We start from the raw sequence: 21,313 nt of genomic DNA on the forward strand, positions 1-21,313 counted from the left end.
CCATCGTGCGGTCTTGTCCAATTCTGGCCGTCCATTCCGCAAAACAGTGCATCCCATGCTGAAGAAGCTGATCCAGTCTTTTCGCTCTCCCCTGCGCCGCTCCCAGCATCCCCGCAGCACACCCGAAGTATTGAGCAATCGCCAGCACTCGCTGGAACGTGCGGATATCAGCCGCAATGCCGTCAATGTGGTCGAGCGCCTGCAGAAGGCCGGCTACCAGGCCTACCTGGTCGGTGGCTGCGTGCGTGACCTGCTGCTGAACCTGGAGCCCAAGGACTTCGACGTGGCCACCAGCGCCACGCCCGAACAGGTCCGCGCCGAATTCCGCAACGCCCGGGTCATCGGCCGTCGCTTCAAGCTGGTCCACGTGCATTTCGGCCGCGAGATCATCGAGACCGCGACCTTCCGTGCCAATCACCCCAGGGTGCCGACGAGGAAGACAGCAACCAGTCCTCGCGCAACGAGAGCGGCCGCATCCTGCGGGACAACGTCTACGGCAACCAGGAAGAAGACGCGCAGCGCCGCGACTTCACCATGAACGCCCTCTACTACGACCCGGTCACCGAGCGCATCCTCGACTACGCCCACGGCGTGCACGACATCCGCAACCGCCTGATCCGCCTGATCGGCGACCCCGAGCAGCGCTACCTCGAAGACCCGGTGCGCATGCTTCGCGCCGTGCGCTTCGCCGCCAAGCTCGACTTCGAGATCGAGAAACACAGCGCCGCCCCCATCCGCCGCCTGGCGCCGATGCTGCGCGACATCCCGTCTGCCCGCCTGTTCGACGAGATCCTCAAGCTGTTCCTCGGAGGCAAGGCCGAGCGCACCTTCGAGCTGCTGCTGGAATACGACCTGTTCGCCCCGCTGTTCCCGGCCGCTGCGGCGTCCCTGGAACGCGACCCGGAATACGCCGGCGCCCTGATCCGCCAGGCCCTGGCCAACACCGACGAGCGCATCCGCCTGGGCAAGCCGGTCACCCCCGCCTTCCTCTTCGCCGCGCTGCTCTGGCCGGCCCTGCCCATCCGTGCGGCCCTGCTGCAGGAAAAGGGCATGCCGCCGATCCCGGCCATCCAGGAAGCGGCCCACGGGCTGATCCTCGAGCAGTGCCAGCGCACCGCCATTCCCAAGCGCTTCACCATCCCGATCCGCGAGATCTGGGACATGCAGGAACGCCTGCCGCGCCGCAGCGGCAAGCGCGCCGACCTGCTGCTGGAGAACCCGCGCTTCCGCGCCGGCTACGACTTCCTCCTGCTGCGCGAAAGCGCGGGCGAGGAAACCGACGGCCTGGGCGACTGGTGGACCGACTACCAGGACGCCAGCGACAGCGAGCGCCGCGCCATGATCCGCGACCTCAGCGGCAAGGACGATGGCGGCGGTGCACCGCGCAAGCGTCGTCGTGGCGGCAGCCGTCGCAAGCGCGGCCCGCGTGAAGGTTCGGCTCCCGCCAGCGAGTGATGATGGAACGTATCTATATAGGGCTCGGCAGCAACCTCGCCGAGCCTGCCGCGCAACTGGCCAGCGCCCTGCAGGCCATGGCCGCGCTGCCTCGCACCCGCCTGGCTGCCGTCTCCTCGCTCTATGCGAGCGACCCGCTCGGCCCGCCCGGGCAACCCCGCTACGCCAACGCCGTGGCCGCCCTGGACTCCGAACTCGCGCCCCTGGAACTGCTCGACGGCCTGCAGGCGATAGAACTCGCCCAGGGCCGTGTGCGCAAGGACGAGCGCTGGGGCCCACGCACCCTCGACCTGGACATCCTGCTGTTCGGCGAGCACGCGATCGACCTGCCGCGCCTGCAGGTCCCGCACTACCACATGCACGCCCGCGCCTTCGTCCTCTATCCCCTCGCGGAGATAGCCGGAGACCACCTCAGGCTGCCGGACGGCCGTGCCCTGCGGGCCCTTCTCGATGCCTGTCCCTTCGAGGGGCTGGAGGTCACGGGGGCCCTTCCGGGCATGGCGGTAACGCCGTAACAGATCGGTAACACCTGCAATTGACACCATGCCCCACCATCGGGACTATAAGCGTCCCGTTGCCCCGTGCCGGTGCAGAATCGGTACCGATGAGGACGTTTTCATGCCTGATGTGACCCTGACCACCCTTCAAGAGCTGAAGCAGAAAGGCGAGAAGATCGCCATGCTCACAGCCTATGACGCCACCTTCGCCCAGGCCGCGAGCCAGGCAGGTGCCGATGTCCTGCTGGTGGGCGACTCCCTTGGCATGGTCCTGCAAGGCCATGACAGCACCCTGCCGGTGAGCGTCGCCGACATGGCGTACCACACCGCCGCCGTGAAGCGCGGCAACCAGGGCGCGCTGATCATCGCCGACCTGCCGTTCATGGCCTACGCCACCCTGGAACAGACCTTCGCCAACAGCGCCGCCCTGATGCAGGCCGGCGCCCACATGGTGAAGCTGGAAGGCGCCGCCTGGCTGGCCGAGCCCATCCGCCTGCTGGCAGAACGCGGCATCCCGGTATGCGCGCACCTGGGCCTCACCCCGCAAGCGGTGAACATCCTCGGTGGCTACAAGGTGCAGGGCCGCCAGGAAGCCCAGGCCCGCCAGCTGCGCGCCGACGCCATGGCCCTGGAGCAGGCCGGCGCCGCCATGCTGCTGCTCGAATGCGTCCCCAGCGAACTCGCCGCCGAGATCACCCAGTCGGTGAAGATCCCGGTCATCGGCATCGGTGCCGGCAGCGCCACCGATGGCCAGGTGCTGGTCATGCACGACATGCTCGGCCTGTCCCTCACCGGTCGCGCGCCCAAGTTCGTGAAGAACTTCATGGAAGGCCAGGCCAGCATCCAGGCCGCCATGGCCGCCTACGTGAAGGCCGTCAAGGACGTCACCTTCCCTGCCGCCGAACACGGATTCTCCGCATGATCACCGTCAAGACCGTTCGCGAGCTGCGCGCCGCCGTGGCTCGCGCTCGCGGCGAAGGCAAGCGCATCGGCCTGGTGCCGACCATGGGCAACCTCCACGCCGGCCACGCCGCGCTGGTGGAGAAAGCCGCACAGCGCGCCGACTTCGTCGTCACCAGCATCTTCGTCAACCCGCTGCAGTTCGGCCCCAGCGAAGACCTGGCCAAGTACCCCCGCACCCTGCAGGCCGACCAGGAGAAACTGGTCGCCGCCGGCTGCCACCTGCTGTTCCACCCGGACGTCGAGGAGATGTACCCCGACGGCATGGCCGACCAGACCCGTGTCAGCGTGCCCCTGGTCTCCGAAGGGCTCTGCGGCGCCAGCCGTCCGGGTCACTTCGAAGGCGTCGCCACCGTGGTCAGCAAGCTGTTCAACATGGTCCAGCCGGACCTCGCCCTGTTCGGCGAGAAGGACTTCCAGCAACTCGCGGTGATCCGCAAGCTGGTCCGCGACCTCAACCTGCCGATCCAGGTCATGGGCGAGGCCACGGTTCGCGCCGAGGACGGCCTGGCCCTCTCCTCGCGCAACGGCTACCTGGACGAACAACAACGCGCCGCAGCGCCCGCCCTGTACCGCACCCTCAAGCAACTGGCCGACTCCGTGAACGCCGGTCGCGACGACTTCGCCACCCTGGAAGCCCAGGGCCGCGACGCGCTCGAGAAGGCCGGTTTCCGCCCCGACTACCTGGAAATCCGTGAGGCCACCAGCCTGCGCCCGGCGCGCCCCGGCGACCAGGACCTGGTGATCCTGGCCGCGGCCTACATGGGCAGCACCCGGCTGATCGACAACCTCGCCTTCACCCTCCACGGAAAGGCCTGAAACCCTCGCCCGGCAAGGCTTGCCCGCCCCTCGGGGTTCGGGCAAACTCTGCCGCCGCCAGCGCCCAGACAAGGAAAACGCCATGCACGCCATCATGCTCAAGGCCAAACTGCACCGCGCCGAAGTCACCCACGCGGTGCTCGACTACGAAGGCTCCTGCGCCATCGACGGTGAATGGCTGGACCTCGCCGGCATCCGCGAGTACGAACAGATCCAGATCTACAACGTCGACAACGGCGAGCGCTTCACCACCTACGCCATCCGTGGCGAAAACGGCTCGCGCATGATCTCGGTCAACGGCGCCGCCGCGCACAAGGCCAAAGTAGGCGACCGGGTCATCATCTGCGCCTACGCCCATTACAGCGAAGCCGAGCTGGCCAACTTCAAGCCGCGCATGCTCTACATGGCACCCGGCAACGAGCTGAGCCACACCAGCAACGCCATACCGGTCCAGGTCGCCTGAACCCTGACCCGCTAGACTGAAAGCCCGGAACACTCCGGGCTTTTTCGTGTTCATAACCAAGTTGATTGCTTGAAGGCACGCCATGAACCACCACCTCAATCCCCTCGACGTCACCCAACTGCCCAGCTGGGGCGCGCTGTCCGCGCACCGCGAGGAGCTGGCCGGCTTCAAGATGCGCCAGGCCTTCCAGGAAGACGGCGAGCGCTTCAAGCGCTTCACCCTCAGCGCCTGCGGCCTGCTGCTGGACTTCTCCAAGAACCTGATCCGCGAAGACACCCTGGCCCTGCTGGTGAAGCTGGCCGAGGAAGCCCAGCTCGGCGAAGCCATCAAGGCCATGTTCCAGGGCGAGGTGATCAACGCCTCCGAGCGTCGCCCCGTGCTGCACACCGCGCTGCGCCGTCCCATCGGCGACAAGGTGCGGGTGGACGGCAAGGACGTCATGCCCGAGGTGCACCGCGTGTTGCACCAGATGACCGAGCTGGTGGGCTACGTGCACAACGGACTGTGGCGTGGCTACACCGAGAAACCCATCACCGACGTGGTCAACATCGGCATCGGCGGCTCCTTCCTCGGTCCGCAGCTGGTTTCCGAAGCGCTGCTGCCCTTCGCCCAGAAAGGCGTGCGCTGCCACTACCTGGCCAACATCGACGGCAGCGAATTCCGCGAGCTGGCCTGCAAGCTCAACGCCGAGACCACGTTGTTCATCGTCTCCAGCAAATCCTTCGGCACCCTGGAAACCCTGAAGAACGCCCAGGCCGCCCGCGCCTGGTACCTGGCCCAGGGCGGCAGCGAGGAAGAGCTCTACCGCCACTTCATCGCCGTTTCCAGCAACAAGGAAGCGGCCATGGCCTTCGGCATCCGCGAGGAAAACATCTTCCCGATGTGGGACTGGGTGGGCGGCCGCTACTCGCTGTGGTCGGCCATCGGCCTGCCGATCGCCATGTCCATCGGCATCTCCAACTTCAAGGAGCTGCTGTCCGGCGCCTACAGCATGGACCAGCACTTCCAGACCGCGTCCTTCGAGCGCAACATCCCGGTGATCCTGGCCCTGCTGGGCGTCTGGTACGGCGACTTCTGGGGCGCCCGCAGCCACGCGATCCTGCCCTACGACTACTACCTGCGTAACTTCACCGACCACCTGCAGCAGCTGGACATGGAATCCAACGGCAAGACCGTGCGCCAGGACGGCAGCCCGATCACCGCCGGTACCGGCCCGGTGATCTGGGGCGGCGTCGGCTGCAACGGCCAGCACGCCTACCACCAGTTGCTGCACCAGGGCAGCCACCTGATCCCCGCGGACTTCATCGTCCCGGTCTCCAGCTACAACCCGGTCGCCGACCACCACCAGTGGCTGTTCGCCAACTGCCTGTCGCAGAGCCAGGCGATGATGCTCGGCAAGTCCCGCGAGGAAGCTGAGAACGAGCTGCGCGCCAAGGGCCTGGACGAAGCCGAGGTGCAGCGCCTGGCACCGCACAAGGTGATCCCCGGCAACCGCCCCAGCAACACCCTGGTGATGGAACGCATCAGCCCCCGTCGCCTGGGCGCGCTGATCGCCATGTACGAACACAAGGTCTACGTGCAGAGCGTGCTCTGGGGCATCAACGCCTTCGACCAGTGGGGCGTGGAACTGGGCAAGGAACTGGGCAAGGGCGTCTACTCGCGCATCGTCGGCAGCGAGGAAACCCCGGCCGAAGACGGCTCCACCCAGGGCCTGATCGACTTCTTCCGCGGCCGTCACCGCGGCTGAGGCCGTCGCCGCACCCGGCCCCGGGTGCGGCGCCTTCCCTCCTCGCCGCTAGCGGCAGAAGCGCTGGCGGTACTCGCTCGGCGTCACTCCCAATCCCTGCACGAACGCCCTCCTGAGGTTGTATTCGTTGATGAAGCCGGTGCGCTGCGCCGTGCGCTTGAGCGATGCCGCCCCGTCCTCCAGCAACCGGCAGGCCGCCTCCAGGCGCATCTGGAACAACAGGCGCGCCGGGCCGACCCCCAACTCCTCCTTGCAGTGCCGGTGCAGGGTGCGAGACGAGACCGCGACGGCCGCCGCCATCGCCTCGATATCCAGGTCCTCCTGCAGGTGCTCGCGCAACCACGCCGAAAGCCGCTCCACCAGCCCACCCGGAGGGGCCTGCTGGGCCAGCAACTCGGCGCTGAACTGACGCTGCCCGCCCGGCCGTCGCAGGTACACCACCAAGCCTCGGGCCACCTGCAGGGACACCTCGCGCCCCAGGTCCTCCTCCACCAGGCTCAGGCACAGGTCGATGCCCGCCGTGACACCCGCCGAGCTGTAGAAGGAGCCGTCGCGCACGAACAGCGCGTCCTCCAGTACCCGCGTTCGCGGTAGCAAGCGCTGCAACAGCGACGCATAGCGCCAGTGGGTGACCACCTGGCGCCCCTCCAGCAGCCCGGCGCGGGCAAGCAGGAAGGCACCGGTGCACACCGAGCAGCAGCGCCGCGCCACACCGGCTGCCGCCACCAGCCAGGCGGCGAGCGCGGCCGAACCCATCGCCCGCTGCACGCCATGGCCGCCGGCCACCAGCAGGGTGCTGCCCACCAGCTCGTCCACGGGTGGCAGCGCCTCGGCCTGCAGCTGCAAGCCGGTGGAGGAGCTCACCAGGCCCGGCTCAAGCGCCACGGTACGCAGGCGGTAGGGGCGCATCGCGGCCGCCGGCAACTGCTCGCCCGCGGCCGCGAAGACCTCGGCGGGGCCGGTGGCATCGAGCAGTTGGAAATCGGTGAAGACCAGCAGCACCACGAGATGCGGCGCCGGTTCGTCGGCAATGGTCATGGGCACCTCGCGGGCCATCGCAGCGCTGAGAAGAATTGGCGGATTTTCATCCATGCCTGTCATTCGCGCCAGAGACGGGTGCCTCACACTGGGCCAGCTCCCCATCGACAAGGACCCTTTCCATGATCCGCCTCGCCTGGCTACTGCTCGCCGGCCTCACCCTTGGCCACATCCTGCCCTCGCTCGCCGATGAGGACCCCGACCGGCTCCCCGCCTACCAGCAGCGCTTCGACCGCGAGCGCCCGCTGGTGGCGGTGATCGGCGAGAACGGCATGACCGAGCTGGTGGACTACGTCATCCCCTACGGGTTGCTTTCCCGGTCCGGGGTCGCCGAGGTCGTCGCGCTCTCCACGCGCCCCGGGGCGATGCGGATGATGCCGGCGCTGCGCCTGCTGGCCGATGCCGATATCGACGCATTCGACCGCCGCCACCCCGAAGGCGCCGACTACGTGATCGTGCCGGCGGTGCACCACAGCGACGACCCGACGCTGCTGCGCTGGGTCAGGCAGCAGGCCGACAAGGGCGCGACCCTCGTCGCCATCTGCGACGGCGTGCTGGTGCTCGGCAACGCCGGGGTGCTCCAGGGGCGCCGCGCCACCGGCCACTGGTATTCGCGCAGCCAGCGCGAAAGCGACTTCCCCGACACCCGCTGGGTGGATGACCGCCGCTACCTGGCAGACGGCAAGGTAATCACCACGGCGGGAGTCAGCGCCGCCCTGCCCGCCACCCTGGCCCTGGTGGAGGCCATCGGCGGCCGCGACAAGGCACGGGCGCTGGCAGGAGAAGTCGGCCAGCCGGGCTGGTCGTCACGGCATGACGGCACCGGCTTCCAGCTCGGAGCAAGTGGCTACCTGACGGCCGCCGGCAACCTCCTCGCCTTCTGGAGGCACGAGGAACTGGGCCTGCCTGTGCAGCCGGGCGTGGACGAGATGGCCCTGGCCCTGCGCGCCGACGCCTGGTCGCGGACGTTCCGCTCCGAGGCGCTCGCCCTGGCCGAGACGGCCGAGCCGATCCGCACCCGCAACGGCCTGGTCCTGCTGCCCGAGCCCGTGCAGGGGCACCCGGGCATCACCCGCCTGGCCGAGGACGACGCACCACTGGCCCAGCTCTTCGACAGCACCCTGGCGGCCATCGCCGACCGCCACGGCCCGGACACCGCCGACCTGGTGGCGCGCCAGCTGGAATACGCGCCAGGCCTGAACGAATGATTCCACAGGGGGTTCAAACGCCTTGCGAAGCCGCCACTTGAACCGAGCAACTGCTTGGGTGCACCCTAGCCGGCACCGCGGTAACACAAGAACAAGGACCCCGCCTCATGTACGAAATCAGCCTTCATGCCGTGCCCGATGAGGTGCGCAAGCGCGCCTTCATCGACAACGATGCCTACCTGCGTCTCTACCAGCAGTCCGTGGACAACCCCGAGGAGTTCTGGAGCGAGCAGGCCACGGCGTTCCTCGACTGGTTCAAGCCCTGGGACCGGCTGCACAGCAGCGACCTGCGCCAGGGCCAGGCCGAGTGGTTCAAGGGCGGCAAGCTCAACGTCAGCTACAACTGCATCGACCGTCACCTGGAGAAACGCGCCGAACAGGTCGCCATCATCTGGGAAGGCGACAACCCCACCGAGTCCGCGCAGATCACCTACCGCAAGCTGCACCAGCATGTCTGCCGCCTGGCCAACGTGCTCAAGGCGCGGGGGGTGAAGAAGGGTGATCGCGTGTGCATCTACATGCCGATGATCCCCGAGGCGGCCTACGCCATGCTCGCCTGCTCGCGCATCGGCGCCGTGCATTCGGTGGTGTTCGGCGGCTTCTCCCCCGACGCCCTGCGTGACCGCATCCTCGACGCCGACTGCCGCGCGGTGATCACCGCCGACGAGGGCGTGCGCGGCGGCAAGTACGTGCCCCTGAAGCAGAACGTCGACAAGGCGCTGAAGGACTGCCCGGACGTCTCCACCGTTGTCGTGGTCGAGCGCACCCAGGGCGAGATCGCCTGGGTCGAGGGCCGCGACATCTGGTACCACGAGGCCCTGCGCGGCGCCTCGGACGAGTGCGCACCGGAATGGATGGACGCCGAGGACCCGCTGTTCATCCTCTACACCTCCGGCTCGACCGGCAAACCCAAGGGCGTGCTGCACACCACCGGCGGCTACCTGCTGGGCGCGGCGATGACCCACAAGTACGTCTTCGACTACCACGAGGGCGACATCTACTGGTGCACCGCCGATGTCGGCTGGGTCACCGGCCACAGCTACATCGTCTACGGTCCCCTGGCCAACGCCGCCACCACCCTGATGTTCGAGGGCGTGCCCAGCTACCCCGACGCCTCGCGCTTCTGGCAGGTGATCGACAAGCACCAGGTGAACATCTTCTACACCGCCCCCACCGCCCTGCGCGCCCTGATGCGCGAAGGCGACGCGGCCGTGCGCAGCACCTCGCGCGCCAGCCTGCGCCTGCTCGGCAGCGTCGGCGAGCCGATCAACCCGGAAGCCTGGGAGTGGTATTTCCACGTCGTCGGCGAGAAGCGCTGCCCCATCGTCGACACCTGGTGGCAGACCGAGACCGGCAGCATCCTCATCACCCCGCTGCCCGGTGCCACGGCACTCAAGCCCGGCTCGGCCACCCGCCCCTTCTTCGGCGTGCAACCGGTGCTGCTGGACGAACAGGGCAAGGAAATCGAGGGCGCGGGCTCCGGCGTGCTCGCCATCAAATCAAGCTGGCCGAGCCAGATTCGCAGCGTCTACGGCGACCACAAGCGGATGATCGAAACCTACTTCTCCGCCTACCCCGGCTACTACTTCACCGGCGACGGCGCACGCCGCGACGAGGACGGCTACTACTGGATCACCGGCCGCGTCGATGACGTGATCAACGTCTCCGGCCATCGCATCGGCACCGCCGAGGTGGAGAGCGCCCTGGTGCTGCACGACGACGTGGCCGAGGCCGCCGTGGTCGGCTACCCGCACGACGTGAAGGGCCAGGGCATCTATGCCTTCGTCACCACCATGAAGGGCGTGGAGGCCAGCGACGAACTGAAGAAGGAACTGCTGGCCCTGGTCGGCAAGGAAATCGGCAGCTTCGCCAAGCCCGACCTGATGCAATGGGCCCCCGGCCTGCCGAAGACCCGCTCGGGCAAGATCATGCGCCGCATCCTGCGCAAGATCGCCTGCAACGAGCTGGACAGCCTGGGCGACACCTCCACCCTGGCCGACCCCTCGGTGGTCGACAGCCTCATCGACAAGCGCTTGAACCAGTAGTTAAAGCTTGAAGTCGGGAGCTGGAAGCCGGAAGAATCACCAGGCGCCAGCTCCCGGCCTGCCTCGAACGCCTGACGATGGAACTCCTACGTACCCGCATCGAAAGCCAGATACTCAGCCTCACCGGTGCCTCCCTCGGGCAGATCGACCTGGAGAACCCCAAGGGCGATCCCGGCCTGTTCGGCCCGGACTCCATGGCCTGGAAGGTTCATGGCGACTTCACTTCGATGATGATCGGTGGCATCAGCGCGCTGCTGTTGCAGATGTTGCACCCCCTCGCCCTGGCCGGCGTGTGGGACCACTCGAACTTCCGCCAGGACATGCTCGGTCGCCTGCGCCGCACCAGCCTGTTCATCTCCGGCACCACCTACGGCAACACCCGCGATGCCGAATGGCTGATCGACAAGGTGCGCACCATCCACCTGCAGGTGGTCGGCAGCGCGCCGGACGGCCGCCCCTATTCGGCCAGCGACCCGGACCTGCTCACCTGGGTGCACGTCGCCGAGGTCAGCAGCTTCCTCGGGGCCTACCTGCGCCACCTCGACCCGGCGATGCCCGGCGCCGACCAGGACCGCTACTACGAGGAAATCGCCCTGGTGGCCGAACGCCTGGGTGCCCGCAACGTACCCAAGTCGCGCCAGGCCGTCGCCGACTACCTGGAGGCCATGCGCCCGCAGATGCTCTGCGACGAGCGCACCCTCGAAGTGGTGCGCCTGCTGCGCGATGCCCCAGCGCCCAGTGCCCTGGCCAAGCCCTTCGGCAACCTGATGATGCAGGCCGGCATCGAGCTGCTGCCCACCTGGGCCATGACGATGCTCGGCCTGCGCCTGCCCGACTGGCAGCGCCCTCTGATCCGCGCCGGCGTACAGCGCACAGCACCGATGCTGCGCTGGGCCCTGCGCAACGGCGCCTCCAGTCGCGCACGCCGGCGCATGGGCCTGCCCACCCGCTGAGTGGCTGGCCGGTCACTCGGCCCTGTGCGACCATCGCCTACTTTCCGGTCATGACCTGAACCGAACCCCAGCCTCGAGGACAGAAACCATGCAAGACGTCGTCATAGTCGCCGCCACCCGCACCGCCGTCGGCAGCTTCCAAGGCTCGCTGGCCAACATCCCCGCCCCCGAGCTGGGCACCGCGGTGATCCGCCAGCTGCTGGCCCAGACCGGCCTCGACGGCGCCCAGGTGGACGAGGTCATCCTCGGCCAGGTGCTCACCGCAGGTTCCGGCCAGAACCCCGCGCGCCAGGCCGCCATCCTCGCCGGCCTGCCCAACGCCGTGCCGGCCATGACCCTGAACAAGGTCTGCGGCTCCGGCCTCAAGGCCCTGCACCTGGCGGCCCAGGCGATTCGCTGCGGCGACGCCGAGGTGATCATCGCCGGCGGCCAGGAAAGCATGAGCCTCGCCCCCTACGTCATGCCCGGCGCCCGCACCGGCCTGCGCATGGGCCACGCCAAGCTGGTCGACACCATGATCCAGGACGGCCTGTGGGACGCCTTCAACGACTACCACATGGGCATCACCGCGGAGAACCTGGTGGAGAAGTACGGCATCAGCCGTGAAGCCCAGGACGCCTTCGCCGCCGCCTCCCAGCAGAAGGCCTGCGCGGCCATCGAAGCCGGGCGCTTCAAGGACGAGATCACCCCCATCCTGATCCCGCAGAAGAAGGGCGAGCCCGTCGCCTTCGCCACCGACGAGCAGCCCCGCGCCGGCACCACCGCCGAATCCCTGGCCAAGCTCAAGCCGGCGTTCAAGAAGGACGGCAGCGTCACCGCCGGCAACGCCTCCAGCCTCAACGACGGCGCCGCCGCCGTGCTGCTGATGAGCGCCGAAAAAGCCAAGGCCCTGGGCCTGCCGGTGCTGGCGCGCATCGCCGCCTACGCCAACGCCGGCGTCGACCCGGCGATCATGGGCATCGGCCCGGTCTCGGCCACCAGGCGCTGCCTGGAAAAGGCCGGCTGGAACCTCGGCGAGCTGGACCTGATCGAAGCCAACGAAGCCTTCGCGGCCCAGGCCCTGTCCGTGGGCCAGGAGCTGGGCTGGGATGCCGATAAGGTCAACGTCAACGGCGGCGCCATCGCCATCGGCCACCCCATCGGCGCCTCCGGCTGCCGCGTACTGGTGACCCTGCTGCACGAGATGATCAAGCGCGATGCGAAGAAGGGCCTGGCGACCCTGTGCATCGGCGGCGGCCAGGGCGTGGCGCTGGCGATCGAGCGCTTTTAATGGGTTCCCGCGTGCGCGGGAATGACGGTGCGTGAGGGACGTCCCGCGCACCTCGTCACCCTCGCGAACGCTGGGGGCCACTGAACAGCCCCGCCCGCTTTGCTAAACTGCGCGACCTTTCCTGTACCTGCGAGACGCCGCGCATGCCTTCCAACCTCCCCCAGGCGCTGCGCGCCGCACTCGATGCCCGCCAGCCCCTGCTCGCCGAACTGCATGCGCAAGGCACCGACTGCTATCGCCTGTTCCACGGCAGCCAGGAAGGCGCCTCCGGCCTGACCATCGACCGCTACGGCCCGCAACTGCTGGTGCAGAGCTTCCACCAGACGCTGCAACGGGACGAGCTGCTGCAAGCCGTCGCACAGGTGCAGGAACAACTCGGCGAGCCACTGCTGCCGGTCTACAACGACCGCTCCCAGGGCAACTCGCGCATCGATCGCAGCGACCCCGTATACCAGGCCGAGCCGGACGCACTGGTCGACCTCGTCGGCCACGAGTGGGGCCTGAACTACCGGGTACGCGGCCGTCATCCCGGCCAGGACCCACTGCTCTTCCTCGACCTGCGCAACGCCCGCGGCTGGGTAAAGCGCCACGCTGCCGGCACGTCGGTGCTCAACCTCTTCGCCTACACCTGTGGCGTCGGCCTGGCTGCCGCAGCGGGCGGGGCCAGCGAGGTGTGGAACCTCGACTTCGCCGAGGGCAACCTGGCCGTCGGCCGCGAAAACGCTGCGCTCAACCCCGGGCTCACGCCCATGCGCTTCGTGCAATCGGACTACTTCCCCGCCATCCGCCAGCTCGCCGGCCAGCCCATCGCCCGCCGCCACGGGCAGAAATTGCCCAGCTACCCGCGCCTGGAACAGCGCCGCTTCGACCTGGTGTTCCTCGACCCGCCGGCCTGGGCCAAGAGCGCCTTCGGCACCGTCGACCTGCTGCGCGACTACCAGAGCCTGCTCAAGCCGGCGATCCAGGCCACTGCCGAAGACGGCACGCTGATCTGCTGCAACAACCTGGCGAAGGTGGACATCGAGGACTGGCGCGAGCAGGTGCTGCGCTGCGCCAGCAAGCTCGGCCGACCGGTGCGGGAGTGGGAACAGCTACCGTCGGCGAGCGACTTCCCCTCCCTCGATGGGCGCCCGCCGCTGAAGACCCTGGTGCTGCATTTCTGAAGCGAGAACCGCCCAACGAAACCACCCGCAACCGTCTGTCGGAACCTTGCGGCCGTGCCATACTCCAAGCCACCTCCGCCGGGATAGTCGACGCCTCACCATGCACAAAGGATTGAAACGCGCCATCAGCGCCTTGCTGATCGTCATCGCCCTCTACAGCCTGCTCGGCTTCCTGATCATCCCCGGGGTCGCCCTGCGCGTGGTCAACCAGCAACTGGCCCAGTATGCGAAGGTCCCCGCACGGCTCGAGCGCATCCAGCTCAACCCCTTCAGCCTCGAGCTAACCCTCTGGGGGCTGCACATCGGCGAGGCGGGCAAGGAGCAGATCGGCTTCCAGCGCCTGCACGCCAACCTGCAGCTCGACAGCCTGTGGACCGGGGCCCTGCACCTGGCCGAGGTGGAGCTGGAGAAGTCCACCACCGAAGTGCTGTTCGCCAAGGACGGCACGCTCAACCTGAGCCAGCTGTTCCAGGTCCCGCCCAGCGAACCCAAGGCCGAGGAGCCCGCCAGCGACCCGTTCCCGCTGCGCATCGACAGCGTGCGCCTGGTCGAAGGCGGCCTGCACTTCCAGGACCTGCGCCCGAGCGACGCCATCGAGTTCGTCTACGACTCGCTGAACCTCGAACTGAAGAACCTCAGCACCCTTCGCGACGACAACACCGACATGCTGCTGGTCGCCACCGGCCCCTATGGCGGCCGCATCGACTGGCAGGGCAGCCTGAGCCTGGTGCCCTTCACCTCCAAGGGCGAGCTCAAGGTCACCGACGGCAACATGAAGGCCTTCTGGCCCTATGTGCGCGACGCAGTGCCCCTGGCGCTGGAGAAGGGCACCATCAGCCTCGCCACCCAGTACCACCTGAGCCTGGCCAAGGGCACCGAACTGAAGCTGGAGCAGACCGCGATCAAGGTCGCGCCCTTCGCCATCAAGGCCCCGGACGGGCGCCCACTGGTCAACCTTGAGAGCCTGGAAGTCAGCGAGAGCTCGCTGGACCTCGCCAAGCAGCAGGTGGTGGTCGGCAAGATCCGCAGCCAGAACCTGGAGACCTGGGCCGCCCGCGAAGCCGATGGCCAGCTGGACTGGCAGAAGCTGTTCGCTGGCGACGCCAAGGCCCCGGCGAAGGAGACCCGGCAAGAACCGGCAGCGAAGGACGCGAAAGCCGCCGAGCCCGCCCCGGACGCCCAGCCGGCCCAAGCCAGGCAGGAAGCCCCCAGCAAGCCCTGGCAGGTGCTGCTGCGCGACACCCAGCTGCGCGGCTACAAGGTGCACCTGGCCGACCGCGTGCCGAAGAGCCCCGTGCAGATCGACGTCGGCCCGCTGAACCTCGACCTCAAGGACTTCGACAGCCTGGGCGAGTCGCCCTTCCAGCTGGCGGTGGACACCGGCCTCGGCAAGCAGGGCAAGCTCAAGGCCGAAGGCCAGGTGCAGCTCAAGCCGACCACCGCCAAGCTGAAAGTGGAGACCCGCGACATCGACCTGCGCGTGGCCCAGGCCTACATGGAGCCCTTCGTGCGCCTGGAGCTGCGCAGCGGCATGCTCGACAGCAACCTCGACGTCGCCCTGGCCGGCACCGAGCCCCTGGCACTGACCATCACCGGTCGCGCGCTGGTCAACCAGCTGCACACCCTGGACACGCTCAAGGAGCGCGACTTCGTCAAATGGCAGCAATTGCTGGTGGAGGGCTTGGCCTATCGCCATGGCGAGAGCCTGTCCATCGACAAGGTCGGCATCAACCAGCCCTACGCACGCTTCATCATCAACGAGGACCTGACCACCAACGCCAGCGACCTGGTGATCAAGCAGCCCGCCGCCCCGAACGCCAAGCCCGAGCCCGCCGGCAAGCCGCTGGACATCCATGTCGGCGCGGTGAGCATCAGCAACGGCTCGGCCAACTTCGCCGACTTCAGCCTGACCCCCAACTTCGCCACCGCCATCCAGCAGCTCAACGGAGAGATCGGCACCCTCGACACCCGCACCCGCACGCCGGCCACGGTCGACATCAAAGGCAAGGTCGACCGCTACGCCCCGGTCACCATCAAGGGCGGCCTGACCCCCTTCGACCCGCTGGAATCCCTGGACATCGCCACCAGCTTCAAGCGCGTCGAGCTGACCACCCTGACCCCCTACTCCGGCAAGTTCGCCGGCTACCGCATCCGCAAGGGCCGCCTCAACCTCGACCTGCACTACCAGATCGAGAAGGGCCAGTTGAAAGCGCAGAACCGCCTGGTGCTGGAACAGCTGCAACTGGGCGAGCAGGTCGACAGCCCGGATGCGGTGGACCTGCCGATCAAGCTGGCGGTGGCGCTGCTCAAGGACACCGAAGGCAAGATCGACATCGAGCTGCCGGTCGCCGGCAACCTCAAGGACCCGCAGTTCAGCGTCGCCCCCATCGTCTGGCAGACCCTGCGCAACCTGGTGCTGCGCGCAGCGCAGGCGCCGTTCAAGTTCGTCGCCGGGCTGGTGTCCGGTGGTGGCGACCAGGACCTCAGCAATGTCCCCTTCGCCGCCGGCAGCAGCGAGCTGTCCACCGATGCACAAGGCACCCTGGACACCCTCGCCGCCGCGCTCAAGGAGCGCCCGGCGCTGCGCCTGGAAGTCGAAGGCATGAGCGCCATGTCCAGCGACGGCCCGCTGCTCGCGGCCCAGCGCCTGGAGCGCGAATACCAGAACACCTACTACAAGATCGCCCAGCGCCGTGGCGACAAGGTGCCCGCCGAGCCGGCCCAGCTGGAAGTGCCGGAAGGCGAGAAGCCGCCGATGCTCGAAGGCATCTACCGCACCCGCCTCAAGCAGCAGCCGCCCGCCGAATGGAAGGACCTGGGCAGCGACGAGCGCATGGCGAAGATGCGCGAGGCGGTGATCGGCTCCTGGGCGCAGAGCGAGCTGCTGCTGCGCCAGCTGGCCCAGGCCCGCGCCGCCAATATCAAGGACTACCTGGTGGACCGTGGCGGCCTGCAGGACGAGCGCGTGTACATGCTCGACGTCAGCCTCGGCGAGGCGGACGCGGACGGCAAGGTCGACACCCCCCTGCAACTGGGCAGCGAATAGCTGCCCGGGCCCCTGGAATTCCCCTTCTTTCCATCTGTCCAAGCGGCTGTGTTGCACGAGTTTTCGTGCGGCACCCGGCCCTGCTGACAGCCGCGCCACGGCGGCGTAGGCTGAAATCCCAACCTGAATGACGGAAGCATTCGTGAAGATCCTCCCCCTGCTCGCCCTGCCCCTGCTCCTGGCCGCCGCATCCGCCCAGGCCTCCTCCACGCTGCGCTGCGAAGGCGGTGGCCTGATCAGCCAGGACGACAGCACCTCGCAGGTGCAACGCAAGTGCGGCGACCCCGCCAGTCGCTCCAGCCTGGGCTACCGCGAGAAGGTCGATCGCTACGGCAACACCAGCGAAGTGCTGGTGGAGGAGTGGGTCTACGGGCCGCGCAACGGCATGTACCAGTACCTGCGCTTCGAAGGGAACAAGCTGATCAAGATCGAGAGCAAGCGTGGCGACTGACAGCCACGAACCGGCAGTGCTAGGCTCTGCCACCCAATTTTCCCCGGACAGGATGCCCACCATGAAGAGACTGCTGTTTTCCCTGCTCGCGCTGCCGGCCCTGCTGCTGGCCCACGAAGCATCCGCCGCCACCTTCCGCTGCGGCAGCGCGCTGGTCAGCGAGGGCGATCGCGCCGTCGAGGTGCAGCGCAAGTGCGGCGACCCCGTCAGCCGCAACCTGATCGGCTACTCCGAAACCCGCAGCGGGCGCCAGGAGATGCAGGTGGAGGAATGGGTCTACGGGCCGGTCAACGGCATGTACTACTACCTGGACTTCATCGGTGGCCGCCTCAACTCGGTGGAAAGCAAACGCGACTGACCCTCCCTGAATCCGATCCGCGACAAGGACGTCCCGCTTGGTCATTCTCCCCGCCGAACATCCGCTGGACTGGAAACGTCCGCCCGTCATCACCCTGCTGCTGGTCATCCTCAACACGCTGATCTACCTCGCCTACCAAAGCGGTGACAGCGAACGCACCGAGGTCGCCACGCGGCTCTATCTCGACGGGGGCCTGCTCAACCGCGAACGCGCTCTGTTCATCGAGAGCCTGGCGCAACGCCATGAGCTGGACGCCGACGAACGCCACGGCATCGACGCCGCGCGCCGCCAGGACCTGGCCGGCTACGTGCTGCGCGACCTGGAGTTCGAGGACCAGTTGCACCGCTCCGCCGCCTACCAGGCCGACCCCGCCTGGCAGAAGGCACGCGCGGGCGCCGAGGCGGCCCGCGACCGCATCAGCAGCTACCGCTTCGGCTTCGTGCCCAAGCGCTTCACCGTCGAAGGCCTGTTCGGTGCGATGTTCCTGCACGGCAGCTTCGATCACCTGCTGGGCAACATGATTTTCCTGTTCATCTGCGGCTTCGCCCTGGAGCGGGCCCTGGGCCGCACCGCCTACCTGGCGCTCTACATCACCAGCGGCCTGGCCTCGCACCTGCTCTGGTGGGCCCTGGACCCGGGCTGGGTGCCCGGCATCGGCGCATCCGGCGCGGTCGCCGGCCTGATGGGCATGTACATCGGCGTGTACGGGCTGAGGAAGATCAACTTCTTCTACTGGCTGGGCCCGCTGATCGGCTACTTCAAGGCTCCCGCGCTGTGGATCCTGCCGATCTGGATGGGCAAGGAGCTCTATGGCCTGTTGCTGGCCAACGACCACGTCAACTACTACGCGCACCTGGGCGGGCTCGGTTTCGGCTTCCTCGGCACCTGGCTGCCCCGCCGCCTGGGCGGGCTCAAGGTGGACGAGCAGTACCTGGCCAAGGAGGACCCGGACGCGCCCTTCAAGCGCGAGCTGGCGGCACTCGACCAGTTGATCGGCCGCTTCGCCCTGGACCAGGTGCCGGCCCGTGGCCTGGACCTGCTGAGCCGCTACCCCGGCCGCCTCGAACTGCTCGAACGCCTCTACCCGGTGGCCAGGACCCGCAACGATGCGCCGTTGATGAGCGCCGTGCTCAAGCAGCTCTTCGCCCTGCCCAACCCGAACCTCGCCCACTCGCTGCTGTGCCGCCTGGCCGATGATGCCGGCGATGCGCAGAACCGCCTGTTGCAGCACCCGGCCATCCAGTTGCACCTGCTACAGGGCTTGCTGAAGGTCGGCGAAGGGCCGCGGGCATTGGCCCCGTGGCGTGCCCTCGGCCGTGCTGCAACGCCGCCGGCCCAGCTTCCCGGCCTCACCCTGATGCTGGCCAAGCAACTCGGCCAACGCCGGGACCTGCACGGCGTCGCCGAGCTGGCCAGCTTCATGCGCAAGGCCTTTCCCGAAGCCGAGCAGACGCACCAGTTGGGCCTGTACCAGCAACACCTGGCGCGCTGAACCTCTTCGCCCTCGAGCGCCACTGCATCGCCCAACGAAAAGCCCCGGGTGGCGGCCCGGGGCTTTTCGTCGATCGTCTGGATCAGAGCTTGCTGCTGAAGTCGCGCAGCTCGTCCTGGGCCTTTTCCTTGGTCCAGCCATAGCGTTCCTGCAGCTTGCCGACCAGATATTCGCTGTGGCCTTCGGCCACGTCGATGTCGTCGTCGGTGAGGTTGCCCCAGCGCTCCTTGAGACGGCCGCTGAGCTGCTTCCACTTGCCTTTGATGATGTCGGAATTCATGGCGCTCTCCTTCCTTCAAATGCCGGCCGCCCGATCATGGGCGACCGGCCACAGGGGTTACTCGGCGGATTTCAGGCCGTCGGCCGATACCGCGGTAACACCCTTGATGGTCTTGGCGGTGCTGATGGCCAGATCACGCTCGGCGTCACTGGCGACCACACCGGAGAGCGAAACGACGCCCTTGTTGGTTTCGACCTTGATGTCCAGGGCGCTGAGATTCTTGTCGGCCAGGAAGCTGGATTTCACTTTGCTGGTGATCCAGGTATCGGAAACGGCCTCTTCAGCCTTGTTCACGGTTTCGCTGGCAGCCAGCATGGTGGGCTGTGCAGCGAAGGCGGTGCCGGCCAGCGGCAGGCTCAGGGCGGTAGCGGCTACGGCAGCGAGGGTCCACTTGTTGAAAGACTGTTTCATGGTTGTTCTCCTATGTTCTACAGGTCTCTGCAGCGTTGTCCTGTCTGCAGTCACTGTAGATATCGCAAGGCCTGTGCCAAGCCGGAGAACAAAAATTAAACCTTATTTATCAATAAGTTAGAAAAACAAGCCAAGCGCGACCTACTTGCAGATTGCAATTTTCAGCCAAGCGGCACGTGCACTTTGCACGATCGATCCATTCAGTGGGACGCGAGCCGATCGAGCGTCGACTCCAGCGCCCCCACCTCCTCCAGAAGCGGAGAACCGGGGTAGCGCGCCCGGATATAGCCCAGCAGCTTGCGCGCCGGTTCCACCTGTCCCAGGCCCTCGGCGAAGCCGCGCGCGGCCAGGAGGTAGGCTCGAGGAATGAAGGGGTAGTCGGGGAAGCGCTGGTGCAGATTGCGCAGCAGGCTGAGCCCCTCGCGCACCTTGTGGCGATCGATCAGCGCGCCGGCGATACGCTCGCAGACCTGGGCATCCGCCGGCATGTAGTCGGCCTGCAGCTGGCGGGCATTGAGCAGGGCAGTGGCGCCGAGGGGAGCGTTCAGCCGCGCCGCCAGGGGCAGGTAGTGCTCGAGGTGCCGCAGGCAGCGCGAGCGGTCGTTGAGGCCGAACAGCAGCTGGTGGAAGCGCTCGTTGAGCTTGAGGTCGTCGGGATCGCGCTGCAGCGCCTGGGTCAGGGTTTCCAGCGCGGTGCCGCTCTGGCCCTCCTTGATGCGCACCTCGGCCTCGGCCAGGGCGCGGCGGCGTCGCCACTCTGCGGCAGGGAAGCCTTCCTGGGCGCCCTCCTCGGCGATGGCGAAGCCCAGGGCACCCTGATACTGGAAGACCGCATAGCCCATCATGCTGCACATCACCACGCCGAAATAACCGAACAGGAAGGCGGCGATGGGCAACAGCACCACACGGGGCAGCCCGTGGGAAAGCAGGTAGGTGACGTAGTCCGGCGACTGCCAGAGGGCGAAGAGGAAGATGCAGAGGATGAGGTAGCGCCAGCCCATGGCCTTGATCACCTCGCCCAGTTGTTCGGGACTCAGCGCCGCACCCAGCTCCTTGTTCAGCGCCAAGCGGATGATGCTGGCGGGCATCAGCAGCATCAGGCCGATATTCACAGCCCAGAACAGGGCTTCGCTCTGGAAGTCGGCGGCGAGCCAGAGCACGCCGAAGGCGACCAGGAACACCACCAGTTGCTTGATGAACAGCGAGAACCCCTCGCCGACGAAGGCAGTGGCCAGGCCGGGGGCCTCTCGCCCGCCTTCGCTGGCAGCCTCGATGACGCTGTGGAAGTACTTGGTGGCGATGCTGAACAGTGCGATCCAGAGAATGATCGAACGCGGCATGAACAGGCTGGCCAGGGCCAGAAGCCCGGCGAAGGCCAGGGGGCCGGTCTGCAGGCCGTAGAGGAAGAACTGGGGAATGCGCTCCCAGAAGGGCTGGGCGGTATTGGCTGCGCCGAGGAAATGCAGCGGCGCCCGGCACAGCGGGCAGGTCGGTGACTCATTGGGCTCGTCGGCATTGAGTGGAATGCAGCAATCGCCGAAGTGGCGCTCGCAGGGCGGGCAGTGCCAGGTGGCAGGCTGGGCCTGGTGGTACTTGCAGTAGGTCTTGTCCATGACCTGGCTTCCTTGGGTCGGATACTGGCGGCGCGCCATTTTCC

General features: G+C 67.4%; 18 protein-coding genes and 1 pseudogene. 15 read left to right on the forward strand and 4 right to left on the reverse strand.

Annotation, left to right across the window (positions count from 1 at the left end; genetic code table 11):
- Positions 1–55: 55 nt before the first annotated feature.
- The 6 genes and pseudogenes from PHLH3_RS25980 to pgi all read left to right on the forward strand — a co-directional run bounded on the left by PHLH3_RS25980 (position 56) and on the right by pgi (position 5,941).
- Positions 56–1,455, forward strand: a pseudogene (locus tag PHLH3_RS25980) (polynucleotide adenylyltransferase PcnB).
- Between the two features lie 2 nt (positions 1,456–1,457).
- Positions 1,458–1,970 carry a 2-amino-4-hydroxy-6-hydroxymethyldihydropteridine diphosphokinase gene (folK, locus tag PHLH3_RS25985; RefSeq protein ID WP_213626327.1) on the forward strand — a complete coding sequence of 171 codons (513 nt, stop codon included), beginning with the start codon at positions 1,458–1,460 and terminating at the stop codon, positions 1,968–1,970.
- A 103-nt stretch (positions 1,971–2,073) separates the two neighbouring features.
- Positions 2,074–2,874, forward strand: a complete 801-nt coding sequence (gene panB, locus PHLH3_RS25990; RefSeq protein ID WP_173179166.1) for a 3-methyl-2-oxobutanoate hydroxymethyltransferase — start codon at positions 2,074–2,076, stop codon at positions 2,872–2,874.
- Positions 2,871–3,731 carry a pantoate--beta-alanine ligase gene (gene panC, locus PHLH3_RS25995; protein WP_213626328.1) on the forward strand — a complete coding sequence of 287 codons (861 nt, stop codon included), beginning with the start codon at positions 2,871–2,873 and terminating at the stop codon, positions 3,729–3,731. Before panB ends, panC begins: the two co-directional genes overlap by 4 nt.
- A gap of 82 nt (positions 3,732–3,813) precedes the next feature.
- The gene (panD, locus tag PHLH3_RS26000) at positions 3,814–4,194 is read left to right on the forward strand and encodes an aspartate 1-decarboxylase (RefSeq protein WP_003457244.1); all 381 of its coding nucleotides are present in this window, start codon (positions 3,814–3,816) and stop codon (positions 4,192–4,194) included.
- Positions 4,195–4,276: 82 nt separating this feature from the next.
- Positions 4,277–5,941, forward strand: a complete 1,665-nt coding sequence (gene pgi / locus PHLH3_RS26005; RefSeq protein WP_111260147.1) for a glucose-6-phosphate isomerase — start codon at positions 4,277–4,279, stop codon at positions 5,939–5,941.
- 48 nt (positions 5,942–5,989) lie between these two features.
- Here the strand turns inward: pgi and PHLH3_RS26010 are convergent, their stop codons facing one another.
- Complete coding sequence (locus PHLH3_RS26010; RefSeq protein WP_213626329.1) at positions 5,990–6,979, reverse strand: helix-turn-helix domain-containing protein; 990 nt, start codon at positions 6,977–6,979, stop codon at positions 5,990–5,992.
- A 122-nt stretch (positions 6,980–7,101) separates the two neighbouring features.
- Here PHLH3_RS26010 and PHLH3_RS26015 point away from each other — a divergent pair, with 122 nt between their 5' ends.
- The 9 genes from PHLH3_RS26015 to PHLH3_RS26055 all read left to right on the forward strand — a co-directional run bounded on the left by PHLH3_RS26015 (position 7,102) and on the right by PHLH3_RS26055 (position 18,965).
- Positions 7,102–8,187, forward strand: coding sequence for a DJ-1/PfpI family protein (locus PHLH3_RS26015; protein ID WP_213626330.1), 1,086 nt, complete (start codon positions 7,102–7,104; stop codon positions 8,185–8,187).
- A 107-nt stretch (positions 8,188–8,294) separates the two neighbouring features.
- Complete coding sequence (gene acs / locus PHLH3_RS26020) at positions 8,295–10,232, forward strand: acetate--CoA ligase (RefSeq protein WP_173179158.1); 1,938 nt, start codon at positions 8,295–8,297, stop codon at positions 10,230–10,232.
- Positions 10,233–10,309: 77 nt separating this feature from the next.
- On the forward strand, positions 10,310–11,185 hold the full coding sequence (locus tag PHLH3_RS26025; protein ID WP_213626331.1) for an oxygenase MpaB family protein: 876 nt from the start codon (positions 10,310–10,312) through the stop codon (positions 11,183–11,185).
- An 88-nt stretch (positions 11,186–11,273) separates the two neighbouring features.
- Positions 11,274–12,455 carry an acetyl-CoA C-acetyltransferase gene (locus PHLH3_RS26030; RefSeq protein ID WP_213626332.1) on the forward strand — a complete coding sequence of 394 codons (1,182 nt, stop codon included), beginning with the start codon at positions 11,274–11,276 and terminating at the stop codon, positions 12,453–12,455.
- Between the two features lie 143 nt (positions 12,456–12,598).
- On the forward strand, positions 12,599–13,618 hold the full coding sequence (locus tag PHLH3_RS26035; RefSeq protein ID WP_213626333.1) for a class I SAM-dependent methyltransferase: 1,020 nt from the start codon (positions 12,599–12,601) through the stop codon (positions 13,616–13,618).
- 100 nt (positions 13,619–13,718) lie between these two features.
- Positions 13,719–16,664 carry a DUF748 domain-containing protein gene (locus PHLH3_RS26040; protein WP_213626334.1) on the forward strand — a complete coding sequence of 982 codons (2,946 nt, stop codon included), beginning with the start codon at positions 13,719–13,721 and terminating at the stop codon, positions 16,662–16,664.
- A gap of 127 nt (positions 16,665–16,791) precedes the next feature.
- Positions 16,792–17,115, forward strand: coding sequence for a DUF2845 domain-containing protein (locus PHLH3_RS26045; protein WP_111260155.1), 324 nt, complete (start codon positions 16,792–16,794; stop codon positions 17,113–17,115).
- A 61-nt stretch (positions 17,116–17,176) separates the two neighbouring features.
- On the forward strand, positions 17,177–17,473 hold the full coding sequence (locus PHLH3_RS26050) for a DUF2845 domain-containing protein (protein WP_111260156.1): 297 nt from the start codon (positions 17,177–17,179) through the stop codon (positions 17,471–17,473).
- Between the two features lie 37 nt (positions 17,474–17,510).
- Positions 17,511–18,965, forward strand: a complete 1,455-nt coding sequence (locus PHLH3_RS26055) for a rhomboid family intramembrane serine protease (RefSeq protein ID WP_213626335.1) — start codon at positions 17,511–17,513, stop codon at positions 18,963–18,965.
- Positions 18,966–19,047: 82 nt separating this feature from the next.
- On the opposite strand, the gene PHLH3_RS26060 is transcribed toward PHLH3_RS26055, so the two are convergent.
- The 3 genes from PHLH3_RS26060 to PHLH3_RS26070 form a co-directional block, all read right to left on the reverse strand.
- The gene (locus PHLH3_RS26060; protein WP_021217892.1) at positions 19,048–19,245 is read right to left on the reverse strand and encodes a CsbD family protein; all 198 of its coding nucleotides are present in this window, start codon (positions 19,243–19,245) and stop codon (positions 19,048–19,050) included.
- A gap of 57 nt (positions 19,246–19,302) precedes the next feature.
- Positions 19,303–19,656 carry a BON domain-containing protein gene (locus PHLH3_RS26065; protein ID WP_173178960.1) on the reverse strand — a complete coding sequence of 118 codons (354 nt, stop codon included), beginning with the start codon at positions 19,654–19,656 and terminating at the stop codon, positions 19,303–19,305.
- A gap of 200 nt (positions 19,657–19,856) precedes the next feature.
- Entirely contained in the window at positions 19,857–21,269 is a 1,413-nt protein-coding gene (locus PHLH3_RS26070; protein ID WP_213626336.1) for a hypothetical protein, read from the reverse strand.
- Between the last annotated feature and the right edge of the window lie 44 nt (positions 21,270–21,313).

Source organism: Pseudomonas sp. Pc102 (assembly GCF_018408275.1).
Lineage (GTDB): Bacteria > Pseudomonadota > Gammaproteobacteria > Pseudomonadales > Pseudomonadaceae > Metapseudomonas > Metapseudomonas tohonis.